Origin of the sequence: Collinsella intestinalis (genome assembly GCF_902501455.1) — a bacterium.
GTDB classification, from domain to species: Bacteria; Actinomycetota; Coriobacteriia; order Coriobacteriales; family Coriobacteriaceae; genus Collinsella; species Collinsella intestinalis.
The window spans coordinates 365,186-383,309 of the sequence record NZ_CABWIC010000007.1 but is presented as its reverse complement, the minus strand read 5'-3'; the positions used below and the strand labels follow the sequence as shown (position 1 = coordinate 383,309).

Annotated in this window: 18 protein-coding genes; 1 reads left to right on the top strand and 17 read right to left on the bottom strand. The window is 59.9% G+C overall.

Going from position 1 to position 18,124, the window contains the following annotated elements; genetic code table 11:
* Positions 1–24 precede the first annotated feature (24 nt).
* A complete protein-coding gene (locus tag AOBCEHNH_RS02870) occupies positions 25–1,227 on the top strand; it encodes a tyrosine-type recombinase/integrase (protein ID WP_152063079.1) in 1,203 nt (400 codons plus the stop codon).
* Positions 1,228–1,277: 50 nt separating this feature from the next.
* On the opposite strand, the gene frr is transcribed toward AOBCEHNH_RS02870, so the two are convergent.
* The 17 genes from frr to thyA all read right to left on the bottom strand — a co-directional run bounded on the left by frr (position 1,278) and on the right by thyA (position 18,118).
* Positions 1,278–1,811: a ribosome recycling factor gene (frr, locus tag AOBCEHNH_RS02865; RefSeq protein WP_118103185.1), complete on the bottom strand. Its 534-nt coding sequence runs from the start codon at positions 1,809–1,811 to the stop codon at positions 1,278–1,280.
* Positions 1,812–1,814: 3 nt separating this feature from the next.
* Positions 1,815–2,537: a UMP kinase gene (gene pyrH, locus AOBCEHNH_RS02860; protein ID WP_006722701.1), complete on the bottom strand. Its 723-nt coding sequence runs from the start codon at positions 2,535–2,537 to the stop codon at positions 1,815–1,817.
* Positions 2,538–2,671: 134 nt separating this feature from the next.
* A complete protein-coding gene (gene tsf, locus AOBCEHNH_RS02855) occupies positions 2,672–3,541 on the bottom strand; it encodes a translation elongation factor Ts (protein ID WP_152063078.1) in 870 nt (289 codons plus the stop codon).
* A 43-nt stretch (positions 3,542–3,584) separates the two neighbouring features.
* Positions 3,585–4,331, bottom strand: coding sequence for a 30S ribosomal protein S2 (gene rpsB, locus AOBCEHNH_RS02850; RefSeq protein WP_039910265.1), 747 nt, complete (start codon positions 4,329–4,331; stop codon positions 3,585–3,587).
* Between the two features lie 178 nt (positions 4,332–4,509).
* Complete coding sequence (locus AOBCEHNH_RS08260; protein ID WP_152063077.1) at positions 4,510–5,436, bottom strand: tyrosine recombinase XerC; 927 nt, start codon at positions 5,434–5,436, stop codon at positions 4,510–4,512.
* A complete protein-coding gene (gene trmFO / locus AOBCEHNH_RS02840) occupies positions 5,437–6,777 on the bottom strand; it encodes a methylenetetrahydrofolate--tRNA-(uracil(54)-C(5))-methyltransferase (FADH(2)-oxidizing) TrmFO (RefSeq protein ID WP_152063076.1) in 1,341 nt (446 codons plus the stop codon).
* A gap of 27 nt (positions 6,778–6,804) precedes the next feature.
* Positions 6,805–7,731 (bottom strand): DNA-processing protein DprA, encoded by a 927-nt coding sequence (locus AOBCEHNH_RS02835; RefSeq protein WP_152063075.1) that lies wholly within the window; start codon positions 7,729–7,731, stop codon positions 6,805–6,807.
* Positions 7,715–9,247, bottom strand: a complete 1,533-nt coding sequence (locus tag AOBCEHNH_RS02830; RefSeq protein WP_152063074.1) for a YifB family Mg chelatase-like AAA ATPase — start codon at positions 9,245–9,247, stop codon at positions 7,715–7,717. The genes AOBCEHNH_RS02835 and AOBCEHNH_RS02830 overlap by 17 nt, the downstream gene beginning before the upstream one ends.
* Positions 9,247–9,723 carry a YraN family protein gene (locus AOBCEHNH_RS02825; RefSeq protein ID WP_006722708.1) on the bottom strand — a complete coding sequence of 159 codons (477 nt, stop codon included), beginning with the start codon at positions 9,721–9,723 and terminating at the stop codon, positions 9,247–9,249. The genes AOBCEHNH_RS02830 and AOBCEHNH_RS02825 overlap by 1 nt, the downstream gene beginning before the upstream one ends.
* A 159-nt stretch (positions 9,724–9,882) precedes the next feature.
* Complete coding sequence (gene rnhB / locus AOBCEHNH_RS02820) at positions 9,883–10,671, bottom strand: ribonuclease HII (RefSeq protein WP_152063073.1); 789 nt, start codon at positions 10,669–10,671, stop codon at positions 9,883–9,885.
* Positions 10,672–10,779: 108 nt separating this feature from the next.
* Positions 10,780–11,121: a 50S ribosomal protein L19 gene (gene rplS, locus AOBCEHNH_RS02815; protein ID WP_006721252.1), complete on the bottom strand. Its 342-nt coding sequence runs from the start codon at positions 11,119–11,121 to the stop codon at positions 10,780–10,782.
* A 205-nt stretch (positions 11,122–11,326) separates the two neighbouring features.
* Entirely contained in the window at positions 11,327–12,232 is a 906-nt protein-coding gene (locus tag AOBCEHNH_RS02810) for an NYN domain-containing protein (protein WP_152063072.1), read from the bottom strand.
* An 87-nt stretch (positions 12,233–12,319) separates the two neighbouring features.
* On the bottom strand, positions 12,320–14,227 hold the full coding sequence (gene ftsH / locus AOBCEHNH_RS02805; RefSeq protein WP_182281919.1) for an ATP-dependent zinc metalloprotease FtsH: 1,908 nt from the start codon (positions 14,225–14,227) through the stop codon (positions 12,320–12,322).
* Between the two features lie 77 nt (positions 14,228–14,304).
* Positions 14,305–15,687 carry an MATE family efflux transporter gene (locus AOBCEHNH_RS02800; RefSeq protein ID WP_193221156.1) on the bottom strand — a complete coding sequence of 461 codons (1,383 nt, stop codon included), beginning with the start codon at positions 15,685–15,687 and terminating at the stop codon, positions 14,305–14,307.
* A 143-nt stretch (positions 15,688–15,830) separates the two neighbouring features.
* Complete coding sequence (locus AOBCEHNH_RS02795) at positions 15,831–16,742, bottom strand: TrmH family RNA methyltransferase (RefSeq protein ID WP_006722714.1); 912 nt, start codon at positions 16,740–16,742, stop codon at positions 15,831–15,833.
* Positions 16,742–17,260 (bottom strand): dihydrofolate reductase, encoded by a 519-nt coding sequence (locus AOBCEHNH_RS02790; protein WP_152063070.1) that lies wholly within the window; start codon positions 17,258–17,260, stop codon positions 16,742–16,744. Before AOBCEHNH_RS02790 ends, AOBCEHNH_RS02795 begins: the two co-directional genes overlap by 1 nt.
* A 9-nt stretch (positions 17,261–17,269) precedes the next feature.
* Complete coding sequence (gene thyA, locus AOBCEHNH_RS02785; RefSeq protein WP_152063069.1) at positions 17,270–18,118, bottom strand: thymidylate synthase; 849 nt, start codon at positions 18,116–18,118, stop codon at positions 17,270–17,272.
* Positions 18,119–18,124: the final 6 nt, after the last annotated feature.

Below are 18,124 nucleotides of genomic sequence, written 5' to 3'. Positions count from 1 at the left end.
CGTCTCGTTAGGGGTGAGTCTATTATGCCACGGAAAACGCGCGCCTCATGGGGCAGCAACAAACCAGCCCGCCGCAAGGGCTACCGCACCCTGCGTTACTGGGCGGACCTGCACGACGGGCGCGGTTACATGCGCCATACGATGACGGTGGAGGGCAGCAAGCGCGACGGGGACCGCAAGCTCGCGGAGCTGAGGTTGCTCCATGGCGAGGACAAGCCCGTACCGACCATCGCCCAGGCCTGGGATTCATTGCTCCTACCCGAATACAACGCGATGCACCAGAGCTACCTCGAGAACCCGCGCCCAAGCAAGCGCGGAAGCCGGGAGAGCGTGAAGACAAGCACGTACGACCAGGTTATGTCTACATGGAGGGTCCACGTCGGCCCGCGCTGGGGTGACGTATATGCGGACGCCGTAAAATACAGCGATATTCAGGAATGGCTCGACGGTATGACGGAGCAGGTCGGGAAACGCGCGCTAACGCAGCTGTCGCTCATCCTGGACAAGTGCATGATTAACGAGTTCATCGACAAGAACGTCGCGTCATACAAGTACCGCATGCCGACCAAGGCGAAGAAGCATGACGACGGCGGCGTATGGTCGCTCGAGGAAATTCATTCGGAGATCCTGCCCGCAGTTAAGGGCAGTCCGTGTGAGGCGGCTATCATTCTATCGGCGATAGCCGGATGCAGGACGGGAGAGGCCGTAGCACCGATGCTGTCCGAGGTGTACAAGATGGAAGCCAACGGCATGACCTTCGCTTGCGCCGACATACCCAGGCAGGTGGACAACGAGGGGCGCATATCGAGCGAGAACGACCTCAAGAACGAGTGGAGCCCGAGGTCCGTCGTGGTTCCTCCGCCGTGGAGCATACGCCTGCTCGAGATCAGGGACGAACTTGAGGCGAACGGGCTGCAATGGCTCAGCGATAAGGGAACGTGCGAACCGATGAGTCAGAGGACGATTCGCCGAGACTTCAACAAGTGCTTGAAGAAGGCCAAAGTGGAACCGCGTCAGTTCCGCGCGCTTCGCCGCTCCTGGCGCACATGGATCTCGAGCAAGGGAATCAACGACAAGATTCTCGAGAAGATGATGGGTCATTCTGACGGCACGACAACGGGCCGCTACTACCTCAAAGCGGACGTAAAAATCATCGTTGAAGAGATGGCTAGAGCGTGCGATTGGGGTGAGTTGGCGACCCGTTTAGATGACGTTAGGGACAAATAGGGACACAGAGCGTTTATGCAAGCCTTCTACCAGCGGAAATGCTGATATGACTAGATCTCCATGACCTCGGCCTCTTTGGCCTTCAGAAGCTCCTCGACGCGAGCGACATATTCATCGGTCGCCTTCTGGACCTTTGCCTGCTCGCGACGAACGTCGTCCTCGGTGAGCTCCTCATCGCGCTCGAGCTTGTTATTAGCGTCGCGACGAATGTTGCGAATGGCGATCTTGGCGTGCTCAGCGAGCTCGCGGCACTCCTTGACGAGCTCGCGACGGCGCTCCTCCGTGGGGGCCGGGAAAGGCAGGCGAACGACAATGCCGTCGGAGTTCGGGGTAATGCCGAGATCGGAGGCGGTGACCGCCTTGACGATAGCGTTGACGAGGGCCTTGTCCCAGGGCTCGATGACAAGCATGTGGGCCTCGGGGACCTTGATAGCGGCGACTTGGGTGATCGGGGTGGCCACGCCGTAGTAGTCGACCGTGATATCGGACAGCACGTTGGCGTTAGCGCGACCGGTGCGGACCTTGGCGAAGTTGTGCTTCAGGCTATCGATGGCCTTGTCCATGTTCTCGCGGATATCGGACATGACTTACTCCTCTTCCATGACGACGGTACCGACGGGCTCGCCCGCCAGCGCGCGCTTGATGTTGTCATCCCCATCGATGTTGAGGACGATAATCGGCATGTGGTTGTCCTGGCACAGGGCGGTCGCGGTGGCGTCCATGACCTGAAGGCCGCGAACGAGCACCTCATGATAGCTGATGCTGTCGAAGCGAACGGCATCCTCGTTCTTGACGGGGTCCATATCATACACGCCGTCGACCTTGGTGGCCTTGAGCAGACAGTCCGCGCCGATCTCGCAGGCGCGCAGAGCGGCCGCAGTATCGGTGGTGAAATAGGGGTTACCCGAACCGGCGGCGAAGATGACGACGTCGCCCTTCTCAAGGCTGCGCATCGCGCGACGGCGGATGTAGGGCTCGCAGACCTCGTTCATCTGTATACCGCTCATGACACGGCAGGGGCAGTCGATGCGCTCGATGGCGTCCTGCAGGGCGAGAGCGTTCATGACCGTGGCGAGCATGCCCATGTAGTCGGCCTGGGCGCGCTCCATACCCTTGGCAGAGCCTGCGACACCACGGAAGATGTTGCCGCCGCCGACGACGACGGCGACCTCAATGCCCTCGTCATGCAGCTGCTTAACCTGGGCGGCCATGCGCTCGACGATAGCGGGATCGATGCCGTAATCGGCGCTGCCCATCAGCGCCTCGCCGGAAATCTTGAGAAGAACGCGTTTGTACTGGTAATCGGACAAGGATGCCTCCTTAGTACGGAATTGTTCCCATTCTAGCAGGGATGAAGAACACGCGTCGCCTTCGCTTGGCGGCACATGAAAAAGCAGGCCGTGGGAGTGCTCCCACGACCTGCATAAACTAGCTCATTGCGAAATTACTCGCCGCAAACCAGACGATCGAAGGCGACGACCTTGACGGTGTCACCGAGCTCCTTGGAGACCTTCTCGGCATAGGCCTTGATGGTGAGGCTGGAATCCTTGATGAAATCCTGCTCGTTCAGGACGATGCCCTTGAAGAACTTCTCGAGACGGCCAATGGCCATCTTCTCCTGGATGGCCTCAGGCTTGCCGGACTCGGCAGCCTGAGCCTTGTAGATCTCGACCTCGTGGTCGATGACGTCCTGAGCCACGTCCTCGCGGACAGCGGCGATAGGAGCGGTAGCGGCGACCTGCATGGCCACGTCATGAGCGAAGGCCTTGAAGGCCTCGGCGGTAGCAGTCTCGGGCTTCTCGAAGGAGAACTCGACGAGGACGCCGATCTTGCCACCCATGTGAATGTAAGAGGCAACGCCACCGGCAGCGGGCTTGCGAACGGTGGTGCGGGAGACCTTCATGTTCTCACCGATGACGTGAATCATCTCGGTGAGGGCAGCCTCGACGGTCTCACCGTTCATGTCGCAGGCCATGAGAGCCTCGACATCAGCGGGCTCGTTGTCGCAAACGACCTTGGCGACCTCAGCGGCAAAGCCGGTGAACTTGGGGTTGGAAGCGACGAAGTCGGTCTCGCAAGCGATCTCGGCGAGAGCGCCCTTGGTGCCATCCTCAGAGATGTAAGCGGCGACAGCGCCCTCGTTGGTATCGCGACCAGCCTTCTTGGCGGCAGCGGCGAGGCCGTTCTTGCGGAGGATGTCGACAGCGGCGTCCATATCGCCCTCAGCCTGAACGAGAGCCTTCTTGCACTCCATCATCGGGGAGTCGGTCATCTCGCGGAGCTCCTTGACCATAGCGGCGGTGATCTGAGCCATGTTCGTTCCTTTCGAAGGAAGTTACCTAACGGGGTACGGTTGCCTACTCGGCAGCGGCCTCGGTGGCAGGAGCCTCAGCGGCCATCTCGGCCTCGGAGATCTGCTCCTTGCCGGAACCGGCGAGGCAAGCGTCGGCGAACAGCTCGCTCATGAGCTGGATCGCGGAGATGGCGTCGTCGTTGCAGGGAATGCCGTAGTCGACGACGTCGGGATCGGAGTTGGTGTCGATGAGGGCGACCACCGGGATGCCGAGGCGCTTAGCCTCCTTGATGGCGTTCTCCTCGCGCTTGGTGTCGATGACGAAGAGAGCAGCCGGGGTGCTCTTGAGCTCACGGGCGCCACCGAGGTTGGCCTGCAGCTTGGCGAGCTCCTTGCCCAGGACAGCCTGCTCCTTCTTGCCGCGCAGGGCCATGGAACCGTCGGCGACCATGCCCTCGAGCTCCTCGAGGCGGTTGATGCGGGAGCGGATGGTCACGAAGTTGGTGAGCATACCGCCGAGCCAGCGCTGGTTGATGTAAGGCATGTTGGCACGCTCGGCGGCGGCCTTCACGGCCTCCTGAGCCTGCTTCTTGGTGCCGACGAAGAGGACCTTGCCACCCTTGGCAGCGGTCTCCTTCAGGAAGGTGTAAGCCTTGTCGGCCTCGACGATGGTCTGCTTGAGGTCGAGGATGTAGATGTTGTTGCGCTCACCGAAGATGAACGGCTTCATCTTGGGGTTCCAACGACGGGTCTGGTGACCGAAGTGGCAGCCAGCCTCGAGCAGGGTACGGATGTTAATCTTGGTAGCCATGTTTACCTCCCGGTTTTTCTTTCGCACGGTGTCGACCACTCCGACCACTCGAGCCTGTGCTACCTTAGCCCGAGCACCGCGGCCGGCGTGTAGCCGTGCGTGTGTGATGGAACGTTGCGTATTCGCAACCTGATGCATGGTAGCAGGTCCGACCGCCATTGCCAAGGGCCCACAAACTCTATCCACGAGGATGCGCCCGCGCGACGGCAGATTTAAGTCGATCCGGTGTCAAATGCGTGTAAATCTGGGTCGTAGAGAGACTTGCATGCCCAAGGAGCTCCTGCACGCTACGAAGATCCGCTCCCCCGCCGAGCAATTCAGTCGCAAACGTATGGCGCATCGCATGGGGCGTTATGTCAGATGAGATACCGGCTCTTCTTATTAATACGTCAAAACGATATCGCAGCGCATCGCTGTTCATCGCCCTTCCCCGGTCGGAGACGAACACCGCACGGCACGCGTCGCCGCCGAGCGCGGGCGGCCGTAGCAGAATGGGCCTTCCGTTTTCAAGATACCTCTCGTATACCTCGATCGCCCTCGCGTAGAGAGGGACGATTCGCTCCTTGGAGCCTTTGCCCAGAAGGCGCACTTGTCTCTCAGCCACGCAGACATCGCCGAGCTCGATCCGGGAAAGCTCGGAGATGCGAGCGCCCGTGGCGATAAAAAGCTCGAGCATGGCGGCATCCCTCAAGCCGACAGGACATGAAAGATCGGGGGCATCGAACAGAGCCGCCAGCTCCTCCGCAGTCAGCACATGAGGAAGCTCCCTACGCTGCTTGGGGGCAACCGTCGCAAGAGGGACCGCTCCCGCCCGATGTCCCGAATATTCCAACCAGCGAAAGAACGATCGGAGCGCGGAAAGGTGCGCGGCAACCGTAGTCGAAGCACGACCATCGCGACGAAATTCGGCAAGATAAGACCTCAAGTCCCGAGATGAAGGATCGAGTCCATCGACCGCGTGTGATTCGCACCAATCGGCGTACGCTTCCAAATGCTGGCCGTAGGCCCTGACCGTCTCGGGAGACAGCCCTTCAACGCACGAGATGAAAACGATGAAATCATCAATCTGGGCAAGCAGCTCGCTTTGAAGACTGGAGGGCGCCACCTAAGCCCGCCCGCGCTCGCCGAACAAATCCGGTCGGGTTGAGATGTAAGCGTCGAGATCAGCGAGTGCGCGAGCCGAATAAGCGGCATAGCGATCACGCTTGCTGCGGCGTTTGCCGTCCTCAAGCGGGGGAACCACACCGAAGTTGACGTGCATCGGCTGGTAGTCGACCGTATCCTTCGAGGTCGCGTACGCGACAAGTGAACCAAAGGCGCCCGTGAGCGGAAGCGACACGCGGCCGGTGGAGCTCAAATCTGCAAACGTGTTGAGCGCGGCGAACAGGCCAGACGCAACCGCCTCGGTATAACCCTCAGTGCCGGTGATCTGACCGGCAAGACGAACCCGAGTTCCCGGAACGGCAAAAGACCCATCCAGCACGCGCGGTGCATCGACGAACGTGTTTCGGTGCATGACACCGTAACGGAAGAACTCGGCGTTCTCCAGGCCGGGAATCATACGGAACACCCGCTTTTGCTCACCGAACGTGAGGTTCGTCTGGAACCCGACAAGATTGTATGCGGTGCCTTCCGCATTTTCAGAACGCAGCTGAACGGCGGCCCAAGGACGCCTGCCCGTACGCGGATCCGTCAAACCCACGGGCTTCATAGCGCCGAATCTGATGGCATCGTGGCCGGTTCGCGCAACTTCCTCGGCCGGCTGACAGGCCTGGAACAAATCACGGCGCTCGAAATCTTTCAACACAACACGTTCGGCACCAACGAGCGCATCGATGAATGCGTCGTATTCATCCTTAGTGAAGGGGGCATTGAGATAATCCCCGCCCCCCTGCTCGTCATAGCGAGACTGGGTGAACACAATTGACCTGTCGATCGTCGTCGCATCGACAATCGGAGCGGCGGCATCAAAGAATGACAAGGCATCCCCGCCCACGAGCTCGAGCACCTTGTCGGAAAGGGCGGGAGAGCACAACGGACCCGCGGCGATGACGCAGGGACCCTCAGGGATATCCACAACCTCCTCGCGAATGACCTCGATAAGGGAACGGCGAGCCACCTCTTCCTCAACGAGGGCGGAGAAGCGCTCGCGATCGACGGCGAGCGCCCCTCCAGCGGGGACCGAAGCGCGCTCAGCGCAATCGATGAGAACTGATCCCATCCTACGGAGCTCCTCCTTGAGAAGCCCGGCGGCGGAGTCCACGCGAGTCGACTTGAACGAATTAGAGCAAACGAGCTCAGCAAGCGAGCCGGTATGGTGCGCAGGAGAAGAATGATCGGGCCGCATCTCATACAGGCGAACGGGTACGCCGCGATCGGCGAGCTGGCAGGCGCACTCGCTGCCCGATAGACCTCCGCCGATAACCGTCACGCGTTCAAAGCTCATATTCATCTCCCTTACGTCGAATGCATCTCAACCATTCTGCCCCAAGCGCGTAAGCGCGTGAAGCGCAATGCTGCTCAGCGCCAACCTTCCATCAACCAATCGCTCAACGACGCCATGAACCTCGAGGTCTCCAATAAGCTGCAAGCACGCAAGAGGATCGACCCCAAGGGCGGACGCAAGATCATCGACGCGCATCGGATTGGCCAGCAGCATGTCCACCATGCGACGACCATTCGTATCCAAACCGTCCAACCCACGTGCATCGGGACGAGAAAACCGCAGAGTCCCGTATATTCTCGAAATGGCGACCTCGAGGGCCTCCTCATCCGCAATGCAACACGCCCCGTTGGCTATGAGGTAATTCGCACCCCGTGACTCGGGGGAGAATATCGAACCAGGAGCGGCCAGCAACTCACGACCCAGCGCATTCGCCGCCTCGGCGGTGCTGAACGTGCCCGAGGGCATGCCGGCCTCTGCAACGAACGTCGCCCCGGAAAGAGCCGCTATCACCTGGTTCCTTTTGGGAAAGGCCCATTTCATGGGCTGCGTACCCCACGGCTCGAGCGACAGCACACATCCTCCCTGAAGCAATGAACGATCGATCAATCGGCCGGCGCTCGACGGATACACGACGTCTGCACCCGTACCCAAAACCACGACATGCCGTCCGCCGGCATTCAGTGCGCCCATCCCTCCAGCCTGATCGCATCCTCGAGCCCCGCCCGAAACCACAACGATCCCAGACTCTGCTGCGATTCGACCGGCCATCTCCGCGATGGCCCGACCATAAGGAGTTGATTTGCGTGCGCCGATGATCGACAGAGACGGTGCATCCAAAATGCTGGGATCGCCCCTCACGTAAAGGGTCTGTGGCGGATTTGCAAGCTCCTCGACAGTCTTTGGGTAGCGATCATCACCTCTATGAAGCTCGATACCGTCAGCAGGCTTCCCCATCTCCCCTCCTTCCTTGCAGCAGCGATGCCTCCATAAGATGGGCAGGCTCAATGGTCTGCGACTCGGCCATGTCGGCAATGGCTCGGGCAACCCTTGAAAGTCGCACGATCCCGCGACCAGTCAGGTGCTTTCTTCTCGCGATTTCTAGAAGGGCGGTTTTTCCCTCGTTGCTAAGAGCCTGCGAGGCGATAGCCGCATCGATACTTGTCAGCCCATCATGGCCATCGCCGTCCCCTCGGCTGGCAACCCTCCACGAACGAAACTCTCGGCCACGCATCACGTCTTCGAGCAATTCCGAGCTTGTTTTCCCCTCCGCACCCCGGACAATCAGGTCGGGATCCGGTCGTGCAACGTCCACAATCAAGTCGATTCGATCGGCGAGCGGACCTCCGAGCTTCGTCCGATATCGCTCGATTGCGGCATCCGAGCAACGACAAGCGATATCACGATCGCCGAGGTATCCACACGGACAAGGATTGCTCGCGGCTATGAGCTGAAACCGCGCGGGGAACGTGAAGGCGCCATCGACGCGTACAACGCGGATACTTCCCTCCTCAATTGGCTGCCGCAACATCTGAAGCGAGGTCGAGGGAAACTCGCCGAGCTCATCCAGATACAGAACGCCGCCATGCGCCAAGCTGATCTCACCCGGATGCACGGGCCTGCCACCGCCAACCAAACCGGCTACGGAAACCGAGTGGTGCGGGCTCCTAAAAGGTCTCTCACCCCGGAGCAAGGAATCTACCGGCTCTCCCAATACCGAGTGGATACATAGCGCCTCCTGGCGCTCATCCTCATCAAGGGGCGGCAGAATGGTCGTCATCCTCTTCGCGAGCATTGTCTTGCCCGATCCGGGAGCCCCGACCATGAGCATTCCGAGGCCGCCAGCGGCCGCAACGGCAATCCCTCTCTTCGCGATCTCCTGCCCAACCACATCGCCGTAATCTAGTGGCGGAACCAAAGGATCGGCAGGGGACTCTGTCGAAACAGGCATACCAAGTGCCGCATCGATACCGAGTCTCAAATGGCCGATATGAGACAAGATGCCACAGGCCACGCCCTGAACCGGAACATGCGTGCCGCCCTGTCCGCCGGCGAAGGAAAGGGCGTTGTCCCGCGCGAGGAGCTGATATGCGACTTCTCCACTGACGGCGTTGACCGAACCATCGAGCCCGAGTTCTCCCGCAAAAAGATAGTCATCGAGTCCGGAAACTGGGATTTGATTGGTTAAAGCCAGAATGGCCACCGCAATGGGAAGGTCAAATCCCGAACCCGTCTTCCTCACGTCTCCAGGCGCCAAGCTCACCGTTAACGCACATCGCGGAATCTCAAAATCGCTCGCACGCAAGGCGCAGCGGATGCGAACCCGCGCCTCCTGCACCGCCGCGTCGGCCATGCCAACGATAGTAAGACCGGGAATCGTGCCCGATGCGGATACTTCCACTGTTACGGGAAACGCCTCCACGCCGCGAATGCATGCAGCGTGGACGGCGTACACCCTGCGAGACCCGGGCATCAGCGACCCGACCAATCAAACGCGCCGCATAGATGCCTTATCTCACCGATGTTGGCGGGCCTGAGGGTCACCCCTATGACATCAAATCGGATGGATGGAACCGGATAATGATCCGCCGCGTAGCACAGGGCAATCCGACGATACCTACGCTGCTTCTCAGGGGTAACCGCTTCTTCGGGATACGCGCCGCCTCGCTCAGAACGTGAACGTCTCGTCTTAACCTCAACCAACACGACTCCGTCGTCATCCTGATCATAGGCGACAAGATCGGCCTCCCCCTCAGGGCAACGATAATTCCGATCGATGATGTCATAGCCTCGTTGCTCAAGATATCGCGCAGCGAGCTCTTCACCCAGGGACCCCAGGAGCTTGTTCGACATGCCATCGGCATCCTGATGTCCAAACACGATATCATCGCCCGAAAGCATGCGGTCGACCAGTTCTCGCGCGAGATCCCTTTGCCTGTTCGTTCCCATAGCGCCTCCTCACATCGGGTGAGTCGAAGTATGGACCCGAGCTTTTGAATGGCCTCAGGGCAATACGAACGCGATTCCAAAGCACTTTGGAACCAATCTGCCCAAAAGAGAAAACGCGAGAGACCGTGCGGTGGTTTGGTTGAGAGGGGATGGGAAACGTTAAAAAAGTCGAGCGGTCTCCAGGAAATTACCGCAAAAGCTCACGCGATGGACGGGAGACAGACCGTGATCCTTGATTGCCTGGATGTGTTCGGCCGAGGCATAGCCTTTCGATTGAGCGAGATGATATTCGGGATATTCCGCATCGAGCTCAACCATGAGCTCGTCACGAGTCACCTTGGCGACGATGGAGGCGGCGGCAATGCAGGCGACCTTGGCGTCACCTTTCACAACATCACGCTCATTGGGAACGGCACCCAACGGATTACCATCCATGAGCACGCAGTCGGGCTCCAGGCCCGTGTCGGCAACGGCACCGGCGACCGCCTCACGAAGGGCGCGAGCCATGCCGATCTCGTCGATGCGGGCAGAGGCGATATGGCAGATGCCGACAGCCGTCGCAACCTCCGCGATTCGAACGGCGAGTATCTCGCGCTTTGCGGGAGTCAACTGCTTGGAATCATTGATTCCCCAAATGCGCGGCTCGGAGGGAAGGCACACGGCGCAAACGGTCAGAGGGCCGGCAACTGACCCGCGCCCCACCTCATCAACACCGACGACGATTCCCTCGCCGCCAAGCTGTGCCATGGTTTCGTACATCGCACCGACACGCTCGCGCTCCGCACGCTCCTTAGAAAGCCGCTTCAAGGCGCGTTCGCACGCCTTTTGAACCTGCGCCCGCGGATCCTCCGAATACCGATCGACCAAAGCCTCGATCTGGTCGATGGACGCACTGCTCAGCTCGGCGGCGACCTGGGCTGCCGACGCGGAACTCGTCATATTGGCCATACCGGCTCTCCCTCTCAACGCTTGGGCGCACCTTCGATGTACACGAAAACGGGCCGCCCAAAGAGCGGCCCGTTTCCTGTTGCGGATCTGTACTCCGCGAAAAGCGACTTAGCGCTTCTCGGGGATGCGGGCAGCCTTGCCCACCTTGTCGCGCAGGTAGTAGAGCTTGGCGCGACGGACCTTACCGTGACGCACGACCTCGAGCTTGGCGATCTTCGGGGAGTGAACCGGGAAGGTACGCTCGACGCCGACGCCATAGGAGACCTTGCGGACCGTGAAGGTCTCGCGAGAACCGGCACCCTGGAGACGGATGACGTCGCCCTGGAAGACCTGGACGCGCTCGCGGTCACCCTCCTTGATGCGGTAGTGCACCTTGACGTTGTCGCCGACCAGGATGCGAGGCATGTCCTCGCGGATCTGCTGACGCTCGATTGCGCGGATGTAATCCATGACAGATTCCTTACTCTTCTAGAGGTGCCGCACGCGTACGCCGGCACATAGGTTGAACAAACAGCTTGGTAGTATACACAAGATGCAGGTCGAACCCAAGGAAAACCTCAACTCCTCCACGGGAATCCCCGCACCGAGAACCCTTGAAAACACCCGTACTCCCCCACGATGCCCTCACCGGGACGAAACGAAGACCGGCAGGTCATCACACATCACGTTGGCGAAGGTTGATCTGGCGCTTTCCCTGCTCGCCCACCGGCTCATCAAACTCGTAGACACCCAAGGACTTCAAAAACGGGCGCAGGCGCTTATACCCGTAGTTGCGAACGTCGAAATCGGGAAGACGCTTCCCAAGCTGATCGCCAAGCAGCCCCAGGGAGATCCAGCCGTCTTCATCGCCGAAGGAATCGATGACGGCGTTGATGGCGCAGCGAATCGCACGCAGATGGCGGCGCTTATCGGCTCGGCTCATCTCGCCGAACGTCACTTCCCCCTCAAGCTCATCATCGACATCCTCACAGGCGCAATCGAAAGACTCGGACGTATTGCCGCCGGCATCGCCAGGTCGACGGCGACGTCGACGGGAGGGCGTCTTTCCCGACGAGGCCGCCATATCGGTGTCATCACGGGCATCCTGCGCGTCTTCAGATTCCTCGTCCTGCCGCTGGGCATAGAGCAGATCAAGGTATTTGAACTGGTTACAGGCAGAGATGAACGGCTTGGGGGTCTTTTGTTCGCCCATGCCGATAACGATCATGCCGCTTTCGCGCAAACGGGCGACGAGCCGCGTGAAATCGGAATCGGAACTGACGATGGCGAATCCGTCGACCGTTCCCGAATACAGGATGTCCATCGCGTCGATGATCATCGCGGAGTCGGTGGCATTCTTGCCATACGTGTAGCTGTACTGCTGCATGGGAATGATCGAATGGTCGAGCAAGCAACTCTTCCAGCTCGCCAATCGTGGACTCGTCCAATCGCCATAGATGCGCTTGTACGTCGCAACGCCCGCGTTGGAAATCTCATCGAGGATTACCTTGATGTACTTCTCGCTAACGTTGTCGGCATCGATCAAGACGGCGAATCTCAGCTCGGAAGTCGTCTCAAACATCTTGTCCTTTCAGACCATTCGCACGCAGAGACCCCGCTCGCACATGGGCGGGCGGGGTCGGATTTCAGCCGCGAGCGATAGCCACTGTTACTCCTGGGGGCTCTTCGGCATGAGCGGATTCTCGCGAGTGAGAAGGCTCATGAACTCATCGCCCGTGATGGTCTCCTTCTTGTAGAGGTAATGGGCGAGCTCATGCAGCTTGAACTTGTTTTCCTTCAGGATCTGCATGGCGCGCTCATGCGCCTCGGTAATGAGCTTGAGGACGGCCGCGTCAACGCGCTCCGCGGTGCCGGGAGCGCAGGTGAGCGACGTGTCCTGGTTGAGGTAGGCGTTCTGAACGGTGCCGAGCGCCATCATGCCAAACTCCTCGGACATACCGAACCGCGTAATCATGTTGCGCGCGAGCTTGGTAGCCTGCTCGATATCGTTCGCGGCACCGGTGGTCATCTCGCCGAAGATGAGCTCCTCAGCAGCACGGCCGCCGCAATAGACGGCGAGCTTGTCCAAAACCTCTTGCTTGGTGGTGAGGAAGCGCTCATCTTCCTCCACCTGCATGGTATAGCCGAGGGCGCCCGACGTGCGGGGCACGATGGTGATCTTGGTGACCGGAGCCGAGCCCTTCTGACGAGCCGCTACGATGGCGTGGCCGATCTCGTGGTACGCGACGACCTGCTTCTCGTGATCGGACAAAACGGTGGACTTGCGCTGCTGGCCGGCTATGACCACCTCGACGCTCTCCTCGAAGTCCTCTTGGGTCGCACGCTTGCGACCGAGGCGGACGGCGCGAAGGGCGCCCTCGTTAATGATATTTGCCAGATCGGCACCGGAGGCACCGGGTGTGGCGCGGGCGATCGTGGTCAAGTCGATGCCGGGCTCGGTCTTCACATCCTTGGTATGAAGCTCGAGGATGGCCTTACGACCGGCCAGGTCAGGCAGCTCGACGGGCACGCGGCGGTCGAAGCGACCAGGACGCAGCAATGCGGCGTCGAGCGAGTCGGGGCGGTTGGTGGCCGCAAGGACGACGATGCCCTTCTGGTTGTCGAAGCCGTCCATCTCGGTGAGAAGCTGGTTGAGCGTCTGCTCGCGCTCGTCGTTTCCAGAGAAACCACCACCGTCACGCTTCTTGCCGATGGTATCGATCTCATCGATGAAGACGATGCAGGGGGCCTTTTCCTTGGCTTGCTTGAACAGGTCGCGAACCTTGGCGGCGCCGCGGCCAACGAACATCTCAACGAACTCGGAACCCGAAATGGAGAAGAACGGTACACCGGCCTCGCCGGCAACGGCCTTGGCGAGCAGGGTCTTGCCCGTGCCGGGAGGACCCACGAGCAGGGCACCGCGCGGCAACTTGGCACCGATCTCCTCGTAGCGCTGCGGGTTCTCGAGGAAGTCCACGACCTCCTTGAGAGATTCCTTTGCCTCCTCCTGGCCGGCAACATCCTTGAAGGTCACACCGACATCCTTGGATGCGACGATGCGCGCACCGGACTTACCGAGGTTGCCGCCGCCCAGGCCGCCAAAGCCGCCGCCGGAGAAATCCATGGAGGGGTTGTCGTCTCCCATGGCCTTCTTCATGCGACGGTTGAGCCACCAGCCGAGCAGGAAGAAGATGAGCATGGGTGCGAACACGGTCACCATCAGGTAGGTCCACATACCGGAATCCTGCTTGGGGATGGTGACCTTGAGCTCGGCACCTGCCTCCTCGATGCGGTTCGTCAAATCGACGTCGGTAGGCATAGTGGTGGTGCGATAGGCCTTGTCCTTCTCGCCCTTGCGTGTGTACATGGCCTGCGCGTCATCGGTTGTATAGCTGATCTCCTTGACCTTTTTGTCCTTAAGGTCATCGAGCAGCTGGGAATACGTGACATCCTCGACCTGCATGCCGCCGTTTTGGAAGCTCGGGAACAGCACATTGCTGAGAACGAGGTACACCGCGAAGGCGATGAGCACGTAGAGGATCATGTTGCGTCTACGCTTGTGATCGTCCATTTCCATGGAAAGACTCCGTCCGTACGTTCAGTATCTGGTTCAGGATACCCCGCGGGGCGCAATCTAAACGGATGAGCGAAGCGCTAGATGGAGAGCTCAAGCTTGTCCCGACGGCGCTCGGCATGGCTGAGCCAATGACCGAAGTGATGATAGGCGACGAACAGGCAGGCCGTGAGAATCCATGTAACCGGATACACCATCAGCATGGTCTGAAGCATATGGTGCATCGGCACCACGACGAGCAGCCAGATGACACGAAACACCACGGTGCCCACAACCGTCAGCAACATGGGGCGCAGGCTCTCGCCGGAGCCGCGGATGGCGCCCGATGTGTTGTCGACAATCGAATAGAACAGATAGAACGGCGCGATGAAATGAATCATGGTCGAGGTATAGCCCACCACCGCGGAATCATCAATGAAGAATCGGGCCAGCGGATCGACGAACGTGATGAGGAACAGCGCCATCGATCCGATGAGGGTCACCGTGATGACGAGCGAGGTATGGTAACCGCGGCGCATGCGGTCATAATTCCGCGCGCCGAAGTTCTGCGCGGAGAACGTGGTCATGGCCACGCCGAGCGCCTCAGTGACCATCCACACGATGCCGTCCAGGCGGGCGGCAAGGCCCCAGCCAGTCACGGCGTCCGCTCCGAAAGAATTCACCGTGGACTGCACGATGATGTTCGAGATCGAATAGAGTGAGGCTTGGATCCCCAACGGCAGGCCGGTGGCGACCATACTCTTGCAGATGACGGGGTCGATGCGCAGCCGGGAGAGCTCGAGGCGCCACGGTCCATCGGCGCGCATGAGGCGCAAAAGCACCATAGAGGCGTTGATCGCAATAGTGAGAGCCGTCGCGATACCGCAGCCCAGAGCCTCCATCTTGAACCAGGCGACGAAAATCAGGTCGAAGACCACGTTGAAAATGCAGCCGCTCGCAATGATGAGCGCGGGCGCACGCGTATCGCCCACGGCGCGCAAAAGAGCGGTGCCCATGTTGAGGACGAGCGAGAACACCATGGCCCCAAAATAGCAGCGAGAATAAGCCACGGCCTCCCACATGAGCTCGTCGGGCGTCCCCATAAGCGTGAGGATGCTCGGCAAGAATATGACTCCGAACACCGATATGCAAGCACCGATGATGAGCGCGAGCGTCATGGCGGTGTGGACGGAACGAGAGAGCCGGTCGTCGTCACGCTGGCCGAAAAACTGACCGGTAATCACAGCACAACCGGCACCAAGGCCGACGCAAAAACCAATTGCGAGCTCAGAGAGGGACAGCGTGGACTGAATGCCACCAAGCGCGATCTTGCCTCCGAACTGCCCGACGATATACGTGTTGATGAGGGCATAGGCCTGCTGGAAGAAGGAACTGAAGAAAATGGGTACGCATAGGGCAAGAAGCTGACGCCAAATGACACCCTGTGTGACGTCGATCGAACCATTCCCGGCACGTTTTACCATATGCTCCCCCATCCCCGTTCAACTGCAGCCATACGAGCCTACGGCAACAACATGGGGACCGCAACCCTTCGCCAATTATCGGCAGGTCGCAGTCCCCAAACAACGCGGCGTTAAAGCACGAAAATGAAAGGTGCAGAGGTCGACTAGGCAAACATGCCCGGACGGTAGTGATAGCCGTTGTCGACATGGGGGCAAAGCTGCCAGAACGCCACGGCACTTGCCGCAGCCACATTGAGGGAGTCCACGCCATGTGCCATGGGGATGCGGATGGTCTTGTCGCACCCCGCTATAGTCCTGGCTTGCAGTCCCGTACCTTCGGTGCCCATGAAGATGGCATGGCGCTCGATATCCAGAAGCGACGGATCGTCGAGTGAGACGGAATCATCGGAAAGAGCCATGGCAGAGCACGTGAACCCCGCACCCTTGAGGACCTCGAAGCCGTCATACGGCCACGCGCGTGCCTCGCTGCCGATGCGCGTCCAAGGTACCTGGAACACCGTGCCCATGGACACACGCGCGGAGCGACGATACAGCGGATCGACGCACGTGGGGCTTACCAGGATGCCGTCGACATTGAGCGCGGCGGCGGAGCGAAAGATCGCACCGACATTGGAATGGTCGACGATGCCCTCGAGCACGCACACGCGCACCGGGCGACCATCGGCACGCTCGACGAGCCCGTCGAGAAAAGCGCCCGGATCGGCAAGTGGCGGTCGGCGAAACGCCGCAAGGGCTCCACGCGTGACGGAGAAGCCCGTGAGCTGCTCCAGTAGGTCCATCGCCCCCACAAACACAGGGATCTCAAGCTCAGGATGCGCATCGGCGACCTTGTCGAGCAACGGTGTCAGTTGCTCGAGCCAACGCTCCCCCAACAGAAAGCTCACTGGCTCGAGCCCCGCCTCAACCGCACGCTCAATGACTTTGCCGCTCTCCGCGATGAAGATCCCTTTCTCGGGCTCCAACACAGAACGCAGCTGGCGCTCGGTGAGCTTGGTGTACGCCTCGAGACGCGGGTCGTCGAGTGTCTCGATACGAATGATCTGCACGTCTGCCATCAGCAGTCCCCACGGCGATACGTGACAAACTCGAATGCGATCCCCTCATCACCCTGTCCGGGCTGGACCACCTGGACATCAGATCGCCCCGCGACATACCAGGCGGGATCCTGCGAGAGATCGGGGAAATGCGTATCAACCTCATGCGTCACATGATTATGGGTGATCTCGGCCTCTGAACAATACGGCAGGAACTGCCCATACACCGCTCCCCCACCGATAACCCAGGCAACGTCCTCATCCGCAACCGCGGCAAGCGCCTCGTCGACCGAATGAACGACCTCGACACCCTCACGGGAGAACGCCTCGTCGCGCGTCAGCACGATGTTGCGGCGGTCCTTGAGCGGGCGGCCGCCCGGAAAGCTCTCGAGCGTCTTGCGGCCCATAATGACCGGATGTCCCTTCGTCTTATTGACGAAGTGCCTCATATCCGCACGATTGGACACGACCATGTCCCCATCGCGCCCAATCCCCCAGTCGTCGCACACCGCGACGATGGCCTTGAGTTCACACGTCATGATGCCCGCCTAGACCGCAATCGGAATGTTCTTGACCTGAGGACCATGGTTATAGTCCTCGACGATCAAATCTTCCGTCGTGAAATCATAGAAATTCGTGACCTCAGGGTTAAGCGAGACCTTGGGCGCCGGATACTGCGGACGCTCGATGAGCTCGCGCACGATGTCGACATGGCGGTCGTAGATGTGCGCATCGACGATCACGTGCAGAAGCTCGCCTGCAATCATGTCGCAGTGACGCGCGACCATCATGAGCAGGATGGCGTACTGGCAAACGTTCCAGTTGTTCGCAGCGAGAATGTCCTGGCTACGCTGCATGAGAACCATATTGAGCACAGGCTTGTCGCAACCGGGCTCGGAGGTCACGTTGTACGTGACGCTGTAGGCACACGGATACAGATGCATCTCCGAAAGATCGGAGAAGGTATACATATTCGTCATGATGCGACGCGAGTACGGCGTGTGGGTGAGATCGTAGAGGACACGGTCCATCTGGTCGAAGTCGCCCTCCTTGTAGTGCGACTTCTGCGCGATCTGATACCCGTACGCCTTGCCGATCGAACCCGTTTCATCGGCCCACTGATCCCAGATATGGGAATTGAGGTCGTTGATGTTGTTGGACTTCTTCTGGTAGATCCACAAGATCTCATCCATCGCGGACTTGAGCGCGGTGCGGCGCAGCGTCAGCGCAGGGAACTCCTCGCGCAGGTCGTAGCGGTTGGTGACACCGAAGTTCTTGATGGTGTAGGCAGGGGTGCCGTCCTCCCAAACCGGGCGGACTTTCTCCCCCTCCGTGGTCGTACCGTGATCGAGAATGTCTCGGCACATGGACACGAATAGCTTGTCTGCCTTGCTCACAAGATC

Coding starts and splice junctions, on each gene's coding strand:
- AOBCEHNH_RS02800 (WP_193221156.1), bottom strand. CDS start 15,687: ATGGTAAAACGTGCCGGGAATGGTTCGATCGACGTCACACAGGGTGTC.
- rplS (WP_006721252.1), bottom strand. CDS start 11,121: ATGGATTACATCCGCGCAATCGAGCGTCAGCAGATCCGCGAGGACATG.
- tsf (WP_152063078.1), bottom strand. CDS start 3,541: ATGGCTCAGATCACCGCCGCTATGGTCAAGGAGCTCCGCGAGATGACC.
- rpsB (WP_039910265.1), bottom strand. CDS start 4,331: ATGGCTACCAAGATTAACATCCGTACCCTGCTCGAGGCTGGCTGCCAC.
- AOBCEHNH_RS02810 (WP_152063072.1), bottom strand. CDS start 12,232: ATGTTTGAGACGACTTCCGAGCTGAGATTCGCCGTCTTGATCGATGCC.
- AOBCEHNH_RS02835 (WP_152063075.1), bottom strand. CDS start 7,731: ATGGGGAAGCCTGCTGACGGTATCGAGCTTCATAGAGGTGATGATCGC.
- frr (WP_118103185.1), bottom strand. CDS start 1,811: ATGTCCGATATCCGCGAGAACATGGACAAGGCCATCGATAGCCTGAAG.
- AOBCEHNH_RS02870 (WP_152063079.1), top strand. CDS start 25: ATGCCACGGAAAACGCGCGCCTCATGGGGCAGCAACAAACCAGCCCGC.
- trmFO (WP_152063076.1), bottom strand. CDS start 6,777: ATGAGCTTTGAACGCGTGACGGTTATCGGCGGAGGTCTATCGGGCAGC.
- AOBCEHNH_RS02795 (WP_006722714.1), bottom strand. CDS start 16,742: ATGGCAGACGTGCAGATCATTCGTATCGAGACACTCGACGACCCGCGT.
- AOBCEHNH_RS02790 (WP_152063070.1), bottom strand. CDS start 17,260: ATGACGTGTGAACTCAAGGCCATCGTCGCGGTGTGCGACGACTGGGGG.
- AOBCEHNH_RS02830 (WP_152063074.1), bottom strand. CDS start 9,247: ATGCCCGGGTCTCGCAGGGTGTACGCCGTCCACGCTGCATGCATTCGC.
- ftsH (WP_182281919.1), bottom strand. CDS start 14,227: ATGGAAATGGACGATCACAAGCGTAGACGCAACATGATCCTCTACGTG.
- AOBCEHNH_RS02825 (WP_006722708.1), bottom strand. CDS start 9,723: ATGGGAACGAACAGGCAAAGGGATCTCGCGCGAGAACTGGTCGACCGC.
- rnhB (WP_152063073.1), bottom strand. CDS start 10,671: ATGGCCAATATGACGAGTTCCGCGTCGGCAGCCCAGGTCGCCGCCGAG.